We start from the raw sequence: 17996 nt of genomic DNA, 5'->3' as shown, positions 1-17996 counted from the left end.
TTATTTTCTTAGACCCAGCGCCTTGACAATCGCGCGATAACGCTCGATGTCCTGATTGCGCACATAATTCAACAGATTGCGGCGCTTGCCGACCAGTTTCAGCAGGCCGCGGCGGCTCGCGAAATCCTTCGCGTGCTTTTGGAAATGCACGGTCAACTCGTTGATCCGTTCCGTCAGCAACGCGATCTGCACTTCCGCCGAACCGGTGTCGCCCTCATGCTTTGCGAACGACTTGATAACTTCGCCTTTACGTTCCTTGGTTACCGCCATGATTCACCTGTCCTTTCGCATTCGCCCACTTCCCAGTGCGCCGCCGGTGCAGCGGACGCCCGAGCAAGGGGCACCCACAGAAGTTACTTGTCCGTCAAGGCCGCCAGTCCCGGCAAAACCTTGCCTTCCAACATTTCGAGCGACGCGCCGCCGCCCGTTGATACATGAGACATCTTGTCTTCCAGGCCGAATTGCACCACCGCCGCGGCGGTATCGCCGCCGCCGATAATCGAGATGGCCTTGCCGTTTGCCAACGCTTCGGCGACGGCCTTGGTCCCCGATGCGAATTTTTCCATTTCGAACACGCCCATGGGGCCGTTCCACACGACCATTCCCGCCGTCCGGATGGCGTCCGTAAAAAGGGCCTCCGTTTTCGGTCCAATATCAAGGCTCATCCAACCGGATTCGATGCTCTTCACATCCACCACCTTGCTGTTCGCATCGGCCGCAAAGGCATCCGCCACGACCGTGTCCACCGGCAATAAAAGCGAAACGCCCTTTTCGGCCGCCTTCTGCAGCGCGGCCTTGGCGGTTTCGATGCCGGGTTCGTCCAGCAGGCTGTTGCCGATTTCATATCCTTGCGCCTTCAGGAATGTGCAGGCCATGCCCCCGCCGATGATCAACGTGTCAACCAGATTCAACAGGTTTTCGATGACCAGGATCTTGTCGGAAACCTTGGCGCCGCCCAAGATCGCCACCAACGGGCGTTCCGGGTTGTTCAACACGCGGTTGAAATACTCCATTTCCTTCGCGAGCAGAAAGCCGGCCGCGCTTTGCGCCACATATTTCGTGACACCTTCCGTCGAGGCATGGGCGCGATGGGCCGATCCGAACGCATCGTTGATGTATACGTCGGCCAGACGGCCCAGCTGGCGGCTCAACTCGGGATCGTTTTTTGTTTCGCCCTTGGTAAAACGCGTGTTTTCAAGAACAATGATGTCGCCGGGCTGCATCGCGGCCACCGCAGCCTCGACTTCCGGTCCCACCAGCGCATCGAGTTTCGTGACGTTTCCCCCAATCAACTCACGCAAGCGATCGGCGACGGGCCCCATCTTGAGCAGGGCGTTTTTCTTGAGGATTTTGGCTTTTTCCTCGTCCGATTCGGCCTTGGCGGGATCCTTCGGACGCCCCAGGTGCGACATTAGAATCAGTTTGCCCCCGCGTTCACGCACATAACTAATGCTCGCCAACGCGGCGCGGATGCGCGTGTCGTCGCGCACGGTTCCGTCCTCGTTTTGGGGCACGTTGAAATCCACGCGCATCAAGACGCGTTTACCCCGCACATCCAAATCTTCAATGCTCAACTTCCGCATTTCACGCCCTCTACCCATTCAACGATTTCACATTTTCAAAAAAGGCCCGCGCGGGGTTGGCCGCGCAGGCCCATTGGGAGATCGTCATACCATTTTCTTGAACAGATCAACGCAGCGGTTCGAATAACCCCACTCGTTGTCGTACCACGAAACGCACTTCGCAAAGTTGTCGCCCATCACAAAGGTCAACTTCGAGTCAAAAACGCTCGAATGCGGATTGCCGATTATGTCGCAGGACACGATTTCGTCCTCGCAATACTGCAGAATGCCCTTCAGGGGGCCTTCCGCGGCCGCTTTCATAGCCGAATTGATCGCGTCCACCGTTACCGTCTTTTCCAGTTCGACGACCAGATCCACGACCGATCCGTCAATGACGGGCACGCGCATCGCCATGCCGTCCAACTTGCCCTTCAACGCCGGCAGCACCTTGCCGACCGCGCGCGCAGCGCCGGTTGTCGTCGGGATAATCGAATTGGCGGCGGTGCGGGCGCGGCGCAAATCCTTGTGCGGCATGTCAAGCACGCGTTGATCGTTCGTGTACGCATGGATTGTGTTCATGAGGCCGCGCTTGATGCCGAAATTCTCGTGGAGGACCTTGGCGAACGGCGCCAGGCAGTTGGTCGTGCAACTGGCGTTCGATATGACTTGATCCGTCGGCTTCAGCGTGTCGTCGTTCACGCCCATCACGACGATGGCGTCCACATCGCCCTTCGGCGGAACCGTGAGCAACACTTTTTTGGCGCCGCCGGCCACGTGCTTCATGCAGAGTTCCTTCGAGGTGAAAATGCCCGTGGATTCGAGCACGAAATCAACGCCCAGATCCCCCCACGGCAACTCGGCCGGATCTTTCTTCGCCAATATCCTGATTTCCTTGCCATTAACCACGATGGCGTCGTCCTTTGCCTGGACCGATCCATCGAAAGGACCGTACGTACTGTCGTACTTGAGCAAGTGCGCCAGCGTCTTCGCATCGGTCAAGTCGTTTATGGCCGCCACTTCAAACGCGGACTCCTTCAGGAGCACCTTGAATACATTGCGTCCAATTCGCCCAAACCCGTTGATTCCGATCTTCATCGCCATGGTTCATTTCCTTTCGCCTACCGCGAGCACGTCCCCTGCCGCTGTCCGCGAAACACCTCGCGCACGTCGCCATTTGCGGCATGAGACACCTTTAGCCTGGATTGGAATAGAAAAATCGAGAAGATGACCCTACTGATCGCACTTTTGCACGAACACGGTATCGTGCGCCCATGCACAATCGTGGGAGGCTTGCCCGCCTCCCGGCAGGTATACGCCCACCCCGGCCCGTTTTACACGGACCCATGTCTCTCTTTGTTCCTTCAATCCGGGGCATACTATGCCATACGCGCGCGCCACAAGTCAAACCGCGGGCCGCCTAACCAATTTGCGGCAAGAACATGGCTGTGGTACGATTGCCTTGCCTTATGGATACGATGTGGCGTTTTGTACATCTGACGGACACCCATTTGGGCAGCATGGTGGACGGGGAGTGGAACAATCGCTTTCTGTGCACGATGATGCCCGATGTAATGCGATGTCTTCGTCGCGATCTTGCCAAGATCAACCCTGACTTCATTCTGGTTACGGGAGACATCGCGAGCCACCATTCGCGCGACGCCGTGTTTGCCGCGCGCGATTTGCTGGATTCGCTCGGATTTCCCTATTATCCGATGGGGGGCAACCACGATTTTCTGAGCGAGCGGATGCGCGAATGGTTTCTCGACGCGTTTCATGCCCGCCTGCCCGGCGGTGACACCGTCTATTCCTTCACGCACAAGAACCTGCATTTCTGCGTGCTCGATCCGTGGTGGAAATGGCGTGACGATTCGCTGTGCCCCGTGGCCGAGGCCTCGTTGCACGACGCGGGGGGAATATCCATGCATGGCGCGCGGTGGGCGATGCCGCCGCACGAACTGGCGTGGCTCGAAAACGACTTGGCGGAACATGCGGCGGGACCGGTTGTCATTGCCACGCATTATCCCGCGATAGGAATTCCGCGCCGCCTGCGACGGGCCGGCCTGTGCGATGCCGGGCACCTCGACAATGGCGAGATCCTGCTGGACATCTGCCGTCGCCATCCGCATGTCAAGGCCATTTTCAGCGGGCATGTGCATATGCACATCATTGAATCATGCGATGGACTGACACACGTCGTCACGGGTTCGATGCCGGAATTTCCCTGTGAATACCGTGATGTCCACGTGTACGACAACCGCATCGAAATTCACACCTGTGCGCTCAGCAACACGAGTTTCGCAAACCGATCGCTTATCCCCGGCCACGATTATACCGCCGGGATGCCGCAGGATCGCCGCGCGACGATATCGCTTTCATAACAACCCGGAAGCGCAACGAGGGGACCGGACTATCCATCCGATCCCCTCGTTTCTGTCTTACAGGGTTACGTTACGCCGCTTTTTTCACGCAGCAACCGCCGCCTTTTTGCGGATCGCATGCGGCGCCCGATTTGGTCTTGGGGCATTTGCACGCGCCCTCGGCGCACTTGCAATCGGCCCCGCATTTGCAGGCTTCGCCGCACTTGCAGGCCGCCGCCTTGCAGGCCTTGGGGCACTTGCACGCGCCCTCGGCGCACTTGCAATCGGCCCCGCATTTGCAGGCTTCGCCGCACTTGCAGGCCGCCGCCTTGCAGGCCTTTGGGCACTTGCACGCGCCCTCGACGCACTTGCAATCGGCTCCGCACTTGCAGGCTTCACCGCATTTGCATTTTGTGCATGCCGCATCCGCGGCCCATGCCGGACCCATGCCGGACCAGGCAAATCCCAATGCCAGCAAAACCACCGAAACCACAACGAGACTCTTGATTCTCATTTTTATCATCCTTGTTGTTTGTCGCGCCGCGTTGTTCCATCGCGATCCGCTCGGATCGCCCGAACGACAACGCGAACATTCCTTGCCGTTGAAACAGAGTTGAGGCGTGGGGCCCTTCGCGATCTATCAACATAGAAGCGCGCAGTGAAGCAAAAATGCAGGTCTTTTCGAAACAGGCAAGGATGCGAAAGATTCCGGAGGAATCCCATCGCCTCCCGGCGGAGCAACGTCCATGGGAACGCCCCATCCGGCGATCAGGCCTGTTTCAGGGAAAGCGGGAGGAGTCATCAAGGCCGCCGGCCATAAGGGCAAGCCGCCCGGACAATGGCAATTCCGCGTTTCGGACCGCCCGGTCTCCGAACGGCAACCGGGGCCGGCAACCGGCGCGGCTGTCGTGTCGCAACACGCTTCTTCCAAGGCTTTCACGTTGTTCGAACAGCAGCACGCAACCGGTTCCGGCGTTTCCGTTCCGCCTTTATTGGAACAGCACGCGGAAAAGCCGCAAACACAGGCAAGTCCCATGACAAAGGGTTGCACGGCCAATAGGACGGCCAATAGCCCGGCTTGAATTCGTTTCACTTGAGGCAGCCTTTTTTCATATTCACGGCAATTATACCACAACGAGACCAACTTGCGCGTATCGAATTCTCGGGGCTTGTTTCAGGTCTGAAATCTCCAAAGAAAGGGTATTTCCCTGGTTGAACGGGTTATGGAATTGTATTGAAGCATCGCCCATGGAGGGCCCGCATGACAGAAACAAGGGCTAATGCATGGGATAGGCTGTCCCACCGGCGGAGCCGGCGGGAACCTTGATGTGTTGTTCTGGAATCATAAAATAAAGAAGAAAATAAGCGGACGGATGCACTACAATGCAGCCTGGCCGTTTTGCCCAAGGAGGTTGAATATGAGGAACCGGCTATTCAGTATTGTTCTGGCGGCTGTTGCAGGGGCCGTTTGTCTCGGCCATGACGTCGCGTTGGCGGAGAAATCCGGCGAGTCCGCCCAAGCCAAGCCCGCGGCCGCAAAGCCCGCGGCCGCAAAGCCCGCCAAACCGTCCGTGCCGCCCGCGCCCGCCGGCACAATCATGGCCATACCGGCGGAAGTCCGTTTCAATTCGACGCGCGGGACGGCGCAGGTGGCGATTTTTTTCGATGAAACGCCCGCCAAGGCCGCGCATATCACCAAGGCCGCCTTTGTCAAAAAAGGCTGGATGTTCGAGGTGTCGAAATCCAAGACGGATCCCGGCGTGGTGACCGTCGCGACGAATCCGAACACGGTCGAGGATGGCAGTTACACCCTCGAAATCGTGGCCGGTGGCCAAACCGTCCATGTCGAGGTATACGTGACCTTGGACGGCCACGCGCCAAGCGCCGGGGAAATTCGATTGCCACCGCGGCTCGATCTCGATGCGTCGTACAAGAAAGGCACGACGCTCGAACTCAAGTTGGATGCACCGCTGGACGCCGAGTATGTTTGGACCGTCAACGGCCAAGTGGTGGCGCAGGGGCCCGGCGAAATCAAATTGGTGCATACCTTCGATCAAACCGGCCCGCAAATCATCCGCGTGCGCATGAAGGCGCCCAACGGCCGGACGGAGGAAAGCGTCGGCAAGACGGAAGTGATTCCGTAACGCCCATGGGTCTCGAACAGCCCGACATGCCGCCACTTTCGCGGGCGGAATGCGCCCGGTTGGGCTGGAAGGAAATAGATATCCTAATTGTCACGGGCGACGCCCTCGTGGATCATCCCGCATTCGGCGCAGCGCTGCTGGCCCGCTGGCTCATCGCCCACGGATATCGCACGGGCATCGTCGCCCAGCCGCGATGGACGGACACCGGGGACATCGCGGCGCTGGGGCGTCCACGGCTCTTCGCGGGGGTCACGGCGGGCGCGCTTGACTCGATGCTCGCCCACTATACCGCGTTCCGCAAAAAACGGCGCGACGACGCCTATACGCCGGGCGGACGCTCCGGAGCACGGCCCAATCGCGCCACGATCGTCTATGCGGGCCTTGTGCGCCAGGCCTTTCCCGGCCTGCCGGTGGTTGTCGGCGGCATCGAAGCCTCCCTGCGCCGCGCGACGCACTACGATTTCTGGTCGGATTCGTTCCGGCGGTCGATCCTGCTTGACAGCAAGGCCGACTGGCTCGTCTGCGGCATGGCGGAACGCGCCCTCCTCGACCTTGCGCGCGCGATGGAAGCCGGCGGACCTGTCGCCCCCTCCACGTTACGCGGCGTCGCCTGGGCCGAATCGAAACCGTGTCCGCCTCCCGGCGATTTTGCGGACGCCGAAACACTGCCTTCGCACGAGGACATCGCCGCCGATCCGCGCCGGTTGATGGCGGCCACGCTGGCGTTCGAGCGACAGACACACAACGGCGGTCCATGGCTGGCGCAATCTTCCGGCGGACGCCGGGTCTGGTTCGCACCGCCCGCCGCGCCGCTGGCGCCCGCCGAACTGGATGCATTATACGCCCTCCCATTCTCGCGCCGCGCCCACCCCCGATATGCCGAACCCGTGCCGGCGCTTGAAACGGTCCAATTCAGCATCACCGCGCATCGCGGCTGTGCGGGCGGCTGCACGTTCTGCTCGCTGGCGCTCCACCAAGGCCGCCGCATCCAGTCGCGCGGCGCGGAATCCATCGCCGCCGAAGCCGGGCGCATGACGCGCCATCCGGACTGGCGCGGCAGCGTGACGGATGTCGGCGGACCTTCCGCGAACATGTGGGGGGCGCGTTGTTTGCGCGAAGGGCATCCCTGCCGGCGCGCCAGTTGCCTGACCCCGGCTATTTGCCCGCATTTCGCGTGCGATCAACACGCCGCCGCGCATCTGCTCGACACGCTGGCGCGCATTCCCGGCGTGCGGCACGTCCGCGTGGCCAGCGGCATCCGGCACGACCTCGCCCTGCGCGACCCGGACTACCTGCAAGCGCTAACGGCGCGCCACACGGGCGGCCAGTTGAAACTCGCGCCCGAACATTGCCGCGAAAACGTGTTGCGCCTCATGCGCAAGCCGCCCTTTGACCGTTTTGAGCGGTTCATGGAGATTTTCCAGAACCTTTCGCGCGAGTCGGGCAAGGAGCAGTACATCGTTCCATATCTGATGAGCGCCTTTCCCGGATGCACCGACGAGGACATGCGCGCACTTGCCCGGTGGCTCGAATCGAAGGGCTGGAAACCCCGCCAGGTGCAGTGCTTCATCCCGACGCCCGGCACTGTCGCCACCGCCATGTACTGTGCCGGCATCGCCCCCGACGGCCGCCCCATCCCCGTTGCGCGCACCGACGCCGAACGCCTCCGGCAACACCGGATTCTGGTTTGCCGTCGCGGCGCGTAATGCGTACACTCGCGCCAGACCGGTTTTTCGTCGTGGACGGAGTGGACCCGGTGGACTTTGCGCCGAAGCCGGAGCCCTATCGTCCATAATGTTCATGTTGTTCATGCGATAAACCGAAAACCTTCAACGCTTTCTTCACAAGAAAATATACGCGGATTCAGACATGCAGACTGCACCGGCGCCGGAAACGCGATCCGGCCGCGAGGATTACCTCGATCATCTGCGCGTATTCCTGACGGCGCTGGTCGTGTGCCATCATCAGGCGATCGCCTTTGGCGCGCCGGGCGGCTGGTATTACGTGGCGGCCGCGCCGGGCGACATCGTTTCGCTTGTGGTCATGACGCTTTTCGTGGCGGTAAACCAGGCGTATTTCATGAGCCTGCTGTTTTTCGTGTCGGCGTATTTCACGCGCATGTCGCTGTTGAAAAAAGGCGTGCCGGCTTTCGTGAAAGGCCGCGCGATCCGGCTGCTTGTCCCATTGGCCGTGTTTTTCTTCCTGCTCAATCCCTCGGTAATCCATCTCGCGCGTTTCTTTCGGGGAGAAGCCGAGGCCGGTTATGCCGCATTCATGCTCAAGGAGGGCTGGCGCCATTTCGGGTTTGGGCCGATGTGGTTCGTTTTCGCGCTCATCCTCTTCACGGCGGGGTATCTGGCCTGCGCCGGATGCCGAAAAAGCGATCCCGCACGACGTCCGCTGCCCGGCAATTTTTCCGTGTTTGTCTTTGTACTGTCCATCGGCGTGATCACTTTCCTTGTGCGCCTGATGGTTCCCTTGGGCACCGAAGTGATCGGCCTGCAACTCGGCTATTTTCCCTTGTATATCTGCATGTTCGCTTTCGGGATCGTCGCCCACGGATCCGGATGGCTTGACCATCTGGGCGCACGCCAGGCAAACGCATGGTTCGCTTTGGCGCTGGCCGCCATGGTCCTGTTGCCCGTAATCGTGGTGCTTGGCGGCGCGCTGAAGGACAACGGCGACGCCTTCCGGGGCGGGCTGTCCTGGCAGGCGTTCGCCTATGCCGCATGGGAACCGTTTATTTGCGTGGGCGTCTCGATGAAACTCGTGTGTTTCTTTCGCGAAAGGCTGGGCCGCGCCAACACCCTTGCCGGACGTCTTTCCAAGAGTTCCTACGCCGTCTATATCATCCATCCTTTTTTCGTTGTTACAGCCACGTTTCTTGCCAAGGATCTTCCTTTGCCGCCGCTGGCGGTCGTCCTGTTTGTTTGCCCCTTGGTTCTTGTTGCGACATTTGCCTGCGCCAATCTCCTTCGCCAGGCGCCGGTCCTGAACAAAATCCTGTGAGGGTTTGCGCCGTTTTGAAACCGAATCCGCGGAGTAGGCAGTCTGAATCGGGATGAGCGTTTGAAGCGGCGCCGAATGGCGAGTAGAATCGTTGGAGCACCGCGCCAAATAATGAAAGCGTGTGCGCCGCAACGGACCGCAGGTCGGTAAGGAGACGTTTATGATTACCACGCAACATGCCGAAAACCGCGTATGGGCCTTTCGCGCCATCGGGGAATTGCAGACTTTTTTGGGCGATTGCGACTTCGAAGGTGATATCGGCGAGGAGCAGGCGCTGTTGGATCGAAAATGGCGGGAATTGCGCGACAACAAATACCGCGTGGTGTTTCTGGGCGCGTTCAATGTGGGCAAGAGCGCCCTGATCAACGCGATCCTGGGCGACGAGTACCTTCCGACGGTGCTCGAGGAATGCACGACGAAAATCACGCATGTAGTCAAGTCGGACACCATGAAGACGGTGTTGAGCCTGTCCGTGCCGGCGACCGAGGACGAATTTCGCGCATTGGGCGGCCTGATCGAAGCGTGCAACATGGGCGCATCCGTTGAACGCGCCGAATCGGGGGACGATCTAATCATCGTGTACGCGTCGAGCGCGGCCAAGGACCTGCTGAAAAGCCTGCGCCCGCTGGTCACGGTCAGCGCCGACGAGGATTTCCCGCTGTTGAAGTCGCTTCGGAACAAATTCGACGAAATTCATGTGCATCTGCCGACGGATTTGCTCGAGGAGGACATCGCACTGGTGGACTCGCCCGGCGTGCACAGCATCGCCGAAACCAACGAGAAAATCGCGCACGAAATCATCCCGAACAGCCACTTGGTGGTGTGCATGATTGAAAGCCAGAACGCCGGCAACGAACAAAACCGGGAATTCATTGAACAAATCGTCAAGTATCGCCACCGTAAGATCTTTTTTGTCATCAACAAGTCCGATCAACTCAACAAGGACGAGATCGATCCGCTCGGCCGCCGGGGTCCCGCCAAGGATCTACTGCGCAGTCTCGAAGGCATCGTGGACAATCCGGAAATTTTCTTCGTGTCGGCGCTGTACGCGCTGGTGTCGGCCCAGTTGTCCAATTACCATCTGCAGCTGTCGGATATCGAATACAACAACAAGATCAAGATTCCGTGGGCGATCCAGCGCGATCTGCTGCAATGCGAGGAGCCCACGAAGGGCGTGGCCAGTTATCTCATGATTCAGAGCAACATCGCCGCGCTCAAGAACCGCCTGATTGACTACCTTTACAAGGAGAACCGGGAGGGCGCCATCCTGGAATCGGTTTGCCGGGTGCTTGCGTCGCGCGCATGGGCCTATGCCCGGCCGCTTCAAATCAAGTTGGAAATGGTCATGGACAATCCCCGGCTCGACGAATTGACCCGGACGCGCGAACGGTTGACGGAGCGCCTGGAAGACTTGCGGGCGCAGTCGCAAAACATCCAGGAGTGGTTCCAGGTCATGGCGGCGGGCGGCTCGCGGGAAGGTTTGGTCTACACGGGATACGAAAGGCTGGTGGCCGAACTGTTCGACGACAAGGCCATCGAGGAGCAGGTGTTGAAACCGCTGGGCCAGTGGCTTGCGATCAAAGAGAACATCGCCACGGCCAAACGCGCGTCCTACGCGCCGCTGGCCGCGGAAATTCAGCGGGTCGTGGACGCCTTCGTCCAGCGCTGCCTGGATCGCCTGTTGGGCGAGGCGCAAACGGTGCAGCGCCGGGTTCTCGATGCCATGGGCGCGCTTGCGGAAGAGGTCGCGCCCGTTCCGGAGGGTCTTGTCCGCGTGTCGCGCGGTCCCATCGGCGCTTTGCAGGCCGGCATGGCCGCCTCGTACTTTGGCTTTCTCGTGTCGGGCGCGGTGCTGGGCGCGGTGGTGGGGGCGGTGGCATGGAGCGTGCTCATTGCGCGGCCCGACGTCCAGATTGCCCTGAACAATCTGTTGCGCGACTTCTTTTATCTCGATGCCCGGCTGGGCGCGGGGGCGGGTGCGGTGTTGGGCGGCGTTCTGGGCCTTCTGCTGCGCGGCGCCACCAGTACGGGCGTGCGCCGCGAGAAACTCGCGCGGTGTGTCCGTGAAAAAGTCATGCAGTTGCTGACGCAGGGCGGCAAAAGCGAAGTGGGCACGGTCTTCAACGCGGCCCGCGACCAACTGCGCGAGGGCATGTCTCAGTGCCGGGCCGCTTTCGCGGAAAACATCCGCAAGGCGTTCGATGATGCCTTGGCCGGTCTTTCGATGGAGATCGAAACCGTCCGCGCCGAAGAGGAAGAAATCCGCCGAAAGCAGGAGGAAGTCGTTGCCCGGCTCGAACCGAAACGGGCCGCGCTGGCGGAACTGGCGGAAAAGGCCCATGCGATAGCCGAGGCCAACGCGTCCAACGAGTCGGCCGCGGGTGTTGGCGCCTGACCGTCTTCGGGTGTTGTATGGATGTAAACGATTTGATACGCTTGGCATTGAATGGCCCCAAGCCGTTTGCTGGAATGGGCCGGTGAACGCGCAGTATGCGAACGGCGGGGCAATTACAATAGTACGATGAAAACCCGCCCCGCCAGGGCGTGAAACGATCCGTTGCATAATGCAGCGAAATCCATGAGGAGGAACGTACGATGAGACGCTATTCCCCGTTTTCGAGCGCCGGGGGTCCGGCGCTGGCGCTGGCCATTGCCTTTCTGCTGGCCGTTGTGGGCTGTTGGTCGAAGGAGCCGCCCGCGCCCGCGCCGGTGGTTCCCGCGCCGCCCGTCGCGCCGGTAACCGAACCCGCGCCCGCGCCCGTCGAACCGGCGCCCGTGCCGCCGTCCGGCCAGCCCGAATTGGGTCCCGTGGTTCCGTCAACGCTTCCGGTGCTGAAACTGGCGCCGGAATCCGCCATGCTGACGCTGGCGCTTCCCCCGCTGAACGGCATCATTGACAAGGCGCTGGCCTTGGCCAAACGCATTGCGCCGCCCGACTTCAACGTTGACGATGAAGTGGCCAAGGCGGTGTCCGATATTCGAAACGACTTGGGCGTGCCCGATGCCGCCAGTTTTGCCGATATCGCCACGGCCAAAGGCATCCAGCCCGACGCCCCGATAGGCGTCTTTGTGGATCTTGCGCCGACCGCCACGAGCGCCAAGGAGGCTTTCGCGGAGTTCAAGGCCGCGCTGGATGCCCAAAAGACCACTGAATCCGCGCCGGCGCCGGAAGGTGAAAAGAAAGAAGGCGGAGAAGCGCCGCCGGCTCCGCCTGCGGAACCGCCGAACATTGAAAAGTTTCTCGAATCCGTAAAACTGCCGGGCGTCGCGCTCGTATTTGGATGCGGCGATCCCGCCAAGGTCGAAGCCGCCATCAAGGATTTGCTCTCGTTGCCCGGCGGCGACATCGATCCGGAAAAAGTCGAAACCCTCGATGTCAACGGGGTGCAGGTCAAGTGTTTCGATCCGGAAAAACTCGCCTACGCGATGGCCGACGGCAAAATGTTTATTTCCAATTCGCTCGAAATGTTGAAGCAGACGCTTGCCCGCGTGGCCTCGCCCGCGGTGGTCCGGTACGGTTCGGTCGAATGTCCCGCCGAAGTCCCCGACGAATGGGTGCTGCTGTCCCGTTTCGACAAAATCGCCCCGCTCGTCAAGGATTTGATTCCGGCCGCGCTGGCCATGAACAAGGGAACCGCAAAATTCGCCGACACCCCCCTGCCTTCGATCGAGAAGAAACTGAACGCCATGGCCGGCGACGACCCCGGCGTGACGCGGCTGATCTGGACGGACAAGAAAATCGAACTAAAGACGCAGATGGACAACGCCAAACATCCGGCCTATGCCGAACTGTGCGGGGAGGCCAAACCGCTCCGCTTGGCGCCGTTGCTGCCGGAAGCCACGCTGGCCTTGTTGAGTCTTCGGTTCAACGCCATGGCGAAGGCGTCGTTTCGCGAGGGCTGGCTCAACGCGCTGCCGCCCGAGGTGCAAAAGGACGCGGGCTTGTCGCAGGTGACGATGTATATCAACCAGGCCGTGGAACTCATCGGGGACGAACTCACGTTCGGCATTTCGGCGGCCAGCGGCGGCATTCCGCAGGCGTTTCTGATGGCGAACCTTGCCCAACCCGATCAAGTCAAGGCCCTGATTCAAATGTTTGCCCCGATGACGCCCGCCGAAAAACACGAGGACGTGGATATTTCGATAGTGGCCGTGCCCCTTCCCGTGCCGATCTATATCGCATTCCCCGAAGACACGGTGATGGTCGCCAACGATCTCGACCGATTCAAGGAAGTCATCACGGCCATCAAGACCAAGACGCCGACTAATTTTCTGGGATCCTTGGACCCGCCTGTCGGCCTTGATGCGCCCATGTATGGCATTTTGATGCTCAAATCGGCCCTTGTCGGCGATATCGTCAAGCCCTTGGCCGGTCTTGGCGGGGGCTTGACGCCCGAAATGGAGATGCCGCTCGACAAACTGGTCGAAAATGTCCGCGAAATTCGCGCATCCCAGGATATCGAAAACAACTGGCAGGTCAGCAAGATTACCTTCTATCTCAACTGACCCGAATCGTCCACACTTCCATGCCCGGCTGTCTATTGTCAGCCGGGCTTTTTCGTGTTTGAACGCCGGAGAACCTCCGTGTTTTCTACTGACGCTTTCATCGCGAAGTTCCCCTTTTTGCCCCGATGATTATTTTCCGGCTATCGCGATATCATTTTTTCGTAGGTGTTTGTGTCGGTTTGCGCACGTGTCGTGCGGTTGAAAGCGGCTGCTTGTATGGAACGAAGGTCTTTTTTGAAGGCGCTGGGCGCTGGCGTCGCGGGGGCGATGTTGCCTTTGGGCGCCGATGCCTCGGATGCGCCCGGCGCGGCTTCGGGCTGCGGGATGTTGGTGGATACCACCGAGTGCATCGGGTGCCGCAAATGCGAATTCGCCTGCGCGCGCGCCAACGATTTGTCCCATGCTCCTTTGGAATCCTATGAGGACACGTCGGTTTTCGACACTCGCCGACGGATGACGGCGGGTGCCTACACGGTCGTCAACCGTTATCCGGACGCGGCCAACCCCGAAAAACCCACGTTCGTCAAGGTGAATTGCATGCACTGCTTGAAACCGGCGTGTGCATCGGCGTGCATCGTGGGCGCGTTGCACCGCCAGGAAAACGGCATGGTCACGTACGATGCGGGCAAATGCCTGGGCTGCCGGTACTGCATGATCGCCTGCCCGTTTCAGGTGCCCGCCTACGAATACGACAACGCACTGACGCCGGTCGTGTCCAAGTGTTCGTTCTGTTTCGATCGTGTGACGTCGGAAAACAAGCCGCCGGCCTGCGCGGAGATGTGCCCCCCGAATGCGTTGATGTTTGGCGAACGCAATAAACTGCTGCAGTTGGCCCACGAAAAAATTGCCACGAATCCGGATCGGTATGTGCCGCACGTCTACGGCGAAACGGAAGTAGGCGGAACCGCGTGGCTGTATTTGGCGGGCCGTCCGTTCGCGGACCTCGATTTGCGGGCGTTTTCCGGCAAACCCGTGCCGGAACTGACCGAGACGATCCAGCATAACGTGTTCAAGTTCGGTCTGCCGCCGGTGCTGCTGTATGGATTGTTGTGCACGGCGATGAAAACCTTTGGCGACGGGAAGTAGGAAGGACCTCCGGAATGAGCCGGCACGTATCCGAATCGCACGAATCGTGCGCGCCCGTGAAACATCCGTTTTTCACGCCGGGCGTCTTTGTTCTGCTTGGCTTGATGGGCGTGGGATTTGTCGCGGCCTTGTACCGGCTGGCGTTCGGCCTCCGCGCCGCCACCAGCCTGTCGGACCCGTATCCGTGGGGCATCTGGATCGCGATAGACGTGGCGTCGGGCGTGGCGCTGGCCGCGGGCGGCTTTACGACGGCGGCGCTTGCGCATGTGTTTCATCGCCGCGAATACGAGGCGTTGGTGCGCCCGGCGCTGTTGACGGCCATGCTCGGCTACACGTTTGTGGTGCTCGGCCTGATTCTCGATTTGGGCCGTTACTACAACATTTGGCATCCGATGTTGCCGTGGATGTGGCAGGGCAATTCGGTGCTGTTCGAGGTGGCCATGTGCGTCATGGCCTATCTCAACGTGCTCTATCTGGAATTCGCGCCCATCGTCTGTGAACGGTTCATGGGCCGCGTGAACCTGCCGGGCCCGCTTGCCGCGCTGAACGGGGTGGCCGAGACGGTCCTGCGCGTGGCGGATGCCATTCTCGGACGGACCATGTTCCTGCTGATCGCGGCGGGTATCATGCTTTCGTGCATGCATCAGTCCTCGCTGGGAGCACTGCTGCTGATCGCGCCCTACAAGATGAATCCCGTCTGGTACACGCCGATCCTGCCGCTGCTGTTTCTGCTGTCGGCCATTTCGGTCGGTTTTCCCATGGTGGCGGTTGAATCGCTGTGGTCGTCGTGGGCGTTCAAGCGCCGGCCCGAAACCAAATTGCTGGGTCTGCTGGTTCGCTATACCGTGGTACTGCTGGGTGTTTACTGGATTGCCAAGGTATGCGATTTGGTCATTCGTGAAGCCTATGGCGCGATTTTCGCTGACCCAGGGACGACCATTGCGTTTGGGATCGAATTTTTAATTGGCGGATTGATCCCGTTGGCGATGCTGGTGTCGGCGCGGGTTCGGCGGACGCCCCGCCTGCTGTTCGTGGCGTGCGCATCGGCGGTGATCGGTGTGGTGATCAACCGCGTGAACGTTTTTCTCGTGGCTTACTCGCCGCTGTACGCCGACAAGCCCTATTTCCCGTCGCTTGTCGAGATTGCGGTAACCGTGGGGCTTATGGCGGGGCTGGTTTTCGTGTACCGGACCATCGTCCTGATCTTTCCGGTGCTGCCCGCCCATAAGCCGACCAACAGTCCATCCCGCGTGGCGGAAGAGTTGATTGCCCAGTCCGGTGAAAGGGGGCGTTGTGTATTGTCCTAGGAGCCGCCATTGTGCCGGACTGCTTCCCTGCCGGGGCGGCACAGGGTGGCCTTGCCTGTGCGCCCAAAGCCCGCCGAGGCTTCCCGCGACATGGAATATCGGCTTGGCGGCGATTGTGATTGGCGGCTTGGCGCTGTTATGGATGGCGGCGGCGTTTTCCCAGGAACCCTCGATGGGCGCGGATGGTTCCGGCACGCTTCCGCCCTGCATCAGTTGCCACGTCGAGGCGCATCCCGGCGAGGGGGGCAGCGTCAAACTACGGTCGTGCAGCCGGCATACGCACACCGACAAACTGCCGCCGATATCCGTCCAGAATGCCCCGGATGTTTTCATCCTCGATCAGTTGTCCGAAATTTACGTGCCGGTGGTGTTTCCGCACAGGCTTCACGCGGAAATGGAGACCATGTCCAACGGATGTTCGGGTTGCCACCATCACAGCCAGCCGGAGCGCATCCAGCCTTGCCGCGAATGCCATCCCATCGAACCGGACCAAACCAATCTGCGCAAACCCGGCCTCAAGGGCGCATACCACCGGCAATGTTTTGGATGCCATCGGGAATGGGACCGCTATACCCAGTGCGGCATTTGCCATGCCAAGCGTTCGGCCGACGGCAAGCCCGAACCGAAAATAGACGCGACCGACATTACGGGACGGCTGCACCCGAACGTGAAGGCCCCCGACAAGAAAATTTACGACACGGGCGACTACGAGGAAGGGTCGAAGGTCTTTTTCCAACACAAAGAGCACTCCGAAGTGTTCGGCGTGCGGTGTTCCGAATGCCACAAGAACGAGAATTGCAGCCGGTGCCACGAGGAGGCGCAACCGGCCCACAAGCGCGAGCGGCAGGATCCCCACGAGGAATGCGCGAAGTGCCATGCCGCCGAGGAGGCCTGCGGAAAATGCCACTTGCAACAGGAACCGCCTCCCTTCGATCACACTACCCGCGCAGGCTTCGAACTCAAGCCGTACCACGGCGCCGTGGCCTGCCAGAAATGCCATGCCTACAACGACGGCAAAATGGCCACGCAGGCCAGCCGCGAATGCGCCGCCTGCCACAAACCGGACTGGCATCCGGAAGGATTCGATCACGGCAAAACGGGGCTGCAACTGGACGACACGCACAAGGAAGCGGAGTGCAAGGACTGCCATGTGGAAGGCATGGGCCATCCGGCCCGATGCAATGCCTGCCACGAGGACGACTGGAAATATCCGGCCAAGACGCCGGGGAAGAAATTGTGATATAATCGTTTCCCCTTTCGCGGCATGGCGGGTTTGAACGCGGAATTGAATAAAAAACCGCGAGAATGTATCTAACGTGTAGGGAAAAAGAAGCGTTATGGTGAAAATGACATTGGGTTTTGTGGCTGCTAACACAAAAAAGGAGCAGGATGCATGAAAAAGACGCTGGTAGTGACGATTATGGTATGTGCGGCTCTAGCCTTTGCGGGCGCGGCTCACGCGCAGGACGCCACGTATGTCGGCAACAAGCAGTGCAAGATTTGCCACAACAAGGCGGATGAGGGCGAAGCATGGAATAAGTGGAAGGCATCGAAGCACGCCAAGGCGTTTGAAACGCTGGCGGCGCCCGAAGCCAAGGCGGCCGCGGACAAGATGAAGGTTGACAAGCCGGCCGGTGAAGCGCCCGAATGCTTGAAATGCCACGTGACGGCCTTTGATGAAAAGGCGGGTGCGGCGCCTGCCACGATCGCCAAGGAAGACGGCGTCCAGTGCGAGAGCTGCCATGGCCCGGCGTCACTCCATGTAGCGGATGCTAAGAAATTCAAGAGCGGCGACAAAACCATCGTTATGTCGGCGCACATCAAGCGCGGCGCCGACGAAGCGCTCTGCAAGACCTGTCACAACGAAGGCAGTCCGACGTGGAAGGGATTCGATTTCAAAGCGGCTTCCGCCACGATTGCCCACCTGAATCCCGCCAAAAAGAAATAAAACTTTGCGAATATCGAACGCCAAGGGATCGCGGAAGTTCAGCCGCGATCCCTTGGCTATCCTTTTCGGCGGCGGGT

The 17996-nt window shown here is 60.1% G+C and carries 14 protein-coding genes; 10 read left to right on the top strand and 4 right to left on the bottom strand.

Annotated features, from left to right (window positions below):
* The 3 genes from rpsO to gap all read right to left on the bottom strand — a co-directional run bounded on the left by rpsO (window position 1) and on the right by gap (window position 2663).
* Window positions 1-270 (bottom strand): 30S ribosomal protein S15, encoded by a 270-nt coding sequence (gene rpsO / locus P5540_07505; protein ID HRT64662.1) that lies wholly within the window; start codon window positions 268-270, stop codon window positions 1-3.
* 83 nt (window positions 271-353) lie between these two features.
* Complete coding sequence (locus P5540_07500; protein HRT64661.1) at window positions 354-1583, bottom strand: phosphoglycerate kinase; 1230 nt, start codon at window positions 1581-1583, stop codon at window positions 354-356.
* A gap of 84 nt (window positions 1584-1667) precedes the next feature.
* Entirely contained in the window at window positions 1668-2663 is a 996-nt protein-coding gene (gene gap / locus P5540_07495; GenBank protein HRT64660.1) for a type I glyceraldehyde-3-phosphate dehydrogenase, read from the bottom strand.
* A gap of 374 nt (window positions 2664-3037) precedes the next feature.
* Between gap and P5540_07490 the strand changes: the two genes are divergently transcribed.
* Entirely contained in the window at window positions 3038-3940 is a 903-nt protein-coding gene (locus P5540_07490) for a metallophosphoesterase (protein HRT64659.1), read from the top strand.
* Between the two features lie 70 nt (window positions 3941-4010).
* On the opposite strand, the gene P5540_07485 is transcribed toward P5540_07490, so the two are convergent.
* Window positions 4011-4433 carry a hypothetical protein gene (locus P5540_07485; GenBank protein ID HRT64658.1) on the bottom strand — a complete coding sequence of 141 codons (423 nt, stop codon included), beginning with the start codon at window positions 4431-4433 and terminating at the stop codon, window positions 4011-4013.
* Between the two features lie 904 nt (window positions 4434-5337).
* On the opposite strand from P5540_07485, the gene P5540_07480 reads away from it, so the two are divergent.
* The 9 genes from P5540_07480 to P5540_07440 all read left to right on the top strand — a co-directional run bounded on the left by P5540_07480 (window position 5338) and on the right by P5540_07440 (window position 17919).
* Window positions 5338-6063 (top strand): hypothetical protein, encoded by a 726-nt coding sequence (locus P5540_07480; GenBank protein ID HRT64657.1) that lies wholly within the window; start codon window positions 5338-5340, stop codon window positions 6061-6063.
* A gap of 5 nt (window positions 6064-6068) precedes the next feature.
* On the top strand, window positions 6069-7769 hold the full coding sequence (locus P5540_07475; GenBank protein HRT64656.1) for a YgiQ family radical SAM protein: 1701 nt from the start codon (window positions 6069-6071) through the stop codon (window positions 7767-7769).
* 163 nt (window positions 7770-7932) lie between these two features.
* Entirely contained in the window at window positions 7933-9072 is a 1140-nt protein-coding gene (locus tag P5540_07470) for an acyltransferase (protein ID HRT64655.1), read from the top strand.
* A gap of 160 nt (window positions 9073-9232) precedes the next feature.
* Window positions 9233-11467: a dynamin family protein gene (locus tag P5540_07465; protein ID HRT64654.1), complete on the top strand. Its 2235-nt coding sequence runs from the start codon at window positions 9233-9235 to the stop codon at window positions 11465-11467.
* A 200-nt stretch (window positions 11468-11667) separates the two neighbouring features.
* Window positions 11668-13578 (top strand): hypothetical protein, encoded by a 1911-nt coding sequence (locus tag P5540_07460; protein ID HRT64653.1) that lies wholly within the window; start codon window positions 11668-11670, stop codon window positions 13576-13578.
* Between the two features lie 216 nt (window positions 13579-13794).
* A complete protein-coding gene (locus P5540_07455) occupies window positions 13795-14664 on the top strand; it encodes a 4Fe-4S dicluster domain-containing protein (GenBank protein ID HRT64652.1) in 870 nt (289 codons plus the stop codon).
* 14 nt (window positions 14665-14678) lie between these two features.
* Window positions 14679-15971 carry a Ni/Fe-hydrogenase cytochrome b subunit gene (gene hybB, locus P5540_07450; GenBank protein HRT64651.1) on the top strand — a complete coding sequence of 431 codons (1293 nt, stop codon included), beginning with the start codon at window positions 14679-14681 and terminating at the stop codon, window positions 15969-15971.
* Window positions 15972-16074: 103 nt separating this feature from the next.
* A complete protein-coding gene (locus P5540_07445) occupies window positions 16075-17211 on the top strand; it encodes a cytochrome c3 family protein (protein HRT64650.1) in 1137 nt (378 codons plus the stop codon).
* A gap of 153 nt (window positions 17212-17364) precedes the next feature.
* Complete coding sequence (locus tag P5540_07440) at window positions 17365-17919, top strand: cytochrome c family protein (GenBank protein HRT64649.1); 555 nt, start codon at window positions 17365-17367, stop codon at window positions 17917-17919.
* Window positions 17920-17996 lie beyond the last annotated feature (77 nt).

This window comes from Candidatus Hydrogenedentota bacterium, assembly GCA_035450225.1.
Lineage (GTDB): Bacteria > Hydrogenedentota > Hydrogenedentia > Hydrogenedentales > SLHB01 > DSVR01.
Note: the sequence above shows the minus strand (reverse complement) of the source record. Positions and strands in the feature narration are given on the sequence as shown.

Coding starts and splice junctions, on each gene's coding strand:
- P5540_07475 (HRT64656.1), top strand. CDS start 6,069: ATGGGTCTCGAACAGCCCGACATGCCGCCACTTTCGCGGGCGGAATGC.
- P5540_07455 (HRT64652.1), top strand. CDS start 13,795: ATGGAACGAAGGTCTTTTTTGAAGGCGCTGGGCGCTGGCGTCGCGGGG.
- rpsO (HRT64662.1), bottom strand. CDS start 270: ATGGCGGTAACCAAGGAACGTAAAGGCGAAGTTATCAAGTCGTTCGCA.
- P5540_07500 (HRT64661.1), bottom strand. CDS start 1,583: ATGCGGAAGTTGAGCATTGAAGATTTGGATGTGCGGGGTAAACGCGTC.
- P5540_07465 (HRT64654.1), top strand. CDS start 9,233: ATGATTACCACGCAACATGCCGAAAACCGCGTATGGGCCTTTCGCGCC.
- P5540_07490 (HRT64659.1), top strand. CDS start 3,038: ATGTGGCGTTTTGTACATCTGACGGACACCCATTTGGGCAGCATGGTG.
- P5540_07460 (HRT64653.1), top strand. CDS start 11,668: ATGAGACGCTATTCCCCGTTTTCGAGCGCCGGGGGTCCGGCGCTGGCG.
- gap (HRT64660.1), bottom strand. CDS start 2,663: ATGGCGATGAAGATCGGAATCAACGGGTTTGGGCGAATTGGACGCAAT.
- hybB (HRT64651.1), top strand. CDS start 14,679: ATGAGCCGGCACGTATCCGAATCGCACGAATCGTGCGCGCCCGTGAAA.
- P5540_07485 (HRT64658.1), bottom strand. CDS start 4,433: ATGAGAATCAAGAGTCTCGTTGTGGTTTCGGTGGTTTTGCTGGCATTG.
- P5540_07480 (HRT64657.1), top strand. CDS start 5,338: ATGAGGAACCGGCTATTCAGTATTGTTCTGGCGGCTGTTGCAGGGGCC.
- P5540_07470 (HRT64655.1), top strand. CDS start 7,933: ATGCAGACTGCACCGGCGCCGGAAACGCGATCCGGCCGCGAGGATTAC.
- P5540_07440 (HRT64649.1), top strand. CDS start 17,365: ATGAAAAAGACGCTGGTAGTGACGATTATGGTATGTGCGGCTCTAGCC.